The sequence below is a fragment of the Prosthecobacter fluviatilis genome, from assembly GCF_042655725.1.
Taxonomy (GTDB): domain Bacteria; phylum Verrucomicrobiota; class Verrucomicrobiia; order Verrucomicrobiales; family Verrucomicrobiaceae; genus Prosthecobacter; species Prosthecobacter fluviatilis.
In genome coordinates this window covers 1-1,173 of sequence record NZ_JBHSMQ010000023.1, presented here as the reverse complement: position 1 = coordinate 1,173, position 1,173 = coordinate 1, and the positions used below count along the sequence as shown (strand labels likewise).

The 1,173-nt window shown below is 61.1% G+C and carries 1 protein-coding gene; it reads right to left on the bottom strand.

What is annotated here, in order from left to right:
* Positions 1 to 11 precede the first annotated feature (11 nt).
* On the bottom strand, positions 12 to 947 hold the full coding sequence (locus ACFQDI_RS25165) for an IS110 family RNA-guided transposase (protein WP_377172271.1): 936 nt from the start codon (positions 945 to 947) through the stop codon (positions 12 to 14).
* Positions 948 to 1,173 lie beyond the last annotated feature (226 nt).

Sequence of the window (1,173 nt, the reverse complement as noted above, 5' to 3'; positions counted from 1 at the left end):
CAGCAACTGTGTTACGACGCAAGTGTGAAGTTGGGTTGGGTGAGGAGTTTGTTGAGCACGCAGAGGATTTTGCGCATGAGAGCTGTGATGGCGACCTTCGCAGGTTTGCCGCGTTGACGTAGACGTTTGTAGTGTTCTTTGAGGATGGGGTTGTGGCTCAGGGAGCAGATGGCCGTCATGTAGAGCACGCGCCTGACTCTCCAGCGACCACCCTGGATGTGGCGCTGGCCCTTCATCGGACCGCTGTCATAGGGATGCGGTGCAAGGCCTGCCAGAGCGCAGATGCGAGCGTCGCTGTGCAGGCCGAGTTCCGGCATCAAGGCCAGCAAGGTGGCGCTGGTGACCGTGCCGACCCCGGGCAGCTGCTGCATGCGCTGAGACCGCTCCCGCAGTTCCGCTGAGTTCACCAGGACGGCCATGTTCTTTTCCAGTGCCTTGATCTGCTGCTCCATGAAGTCCATGAGCTGCCTGGCCTGAGTTTTGAGCGCATCATTTTGCAGCTGCTGGTGCTGGACCTGCTGGGTGGCATGCACGGCGACAAGCTGTTCGCGGCGGCTGACAAGGCTTTGCAGCTCCAGCATCTGTTCCGAAGGCAGCACGTCAGGCTGCGGTGAGAGCCCCTGGCCAAAGAGAACCAGCAGCTGCGCATCCAATGCGTCAGTCTTGGCCAGGCGACCATTGGCCCGTGCGTAGTGGCGCACCTTGGCGGGATTGACACGGCTGACTTTCACGGCGGCTTTGAGCAGAGTGATCCACAGCGCATGCTCGCAGGCACCGCTGGCCTCTACGATGACGTGGGCGTTGGCAGGGAGGCTGTGCAGCAGCCGCTGGTGGCCTGCTGGAGTGTTAGGCACCTGCTTGAGCCGGGATAGTCCGGCGAGATCGAGATGCTTGGCGCTGACATCAACGCCGACGTAGACAACGGACGGGGGATGGACATCATTCATGACGATGGATGGGATGGATGGTTATGAGGACTCTTCCTTGCCAATGCGAGCTTCTCCACGGGACCAAGGTCAAGCGGAGGCTCTTTCAACTGTTCGAGTTACCGTCTGTTCTGGCGTCCCGGGTGCTTTGCTGTCCGACGGCCTCCAAGGGCCTTGAGTGCCCGCAGGCTCCCCGGAACGCTCTGCGGCAGGTTGGTGTAAAGGGCCAGCCTGCCGCAGCATCCAG

Coding starts and splice junctions, on each gene's coding strand:
- ACFQDI_RS25165 (WP_377172271.1), bottom strand. CDS start 947: ATGAATGATGTCCATCCCCCGTCCGTTGTCTACGTCGGCGTTGATGTC.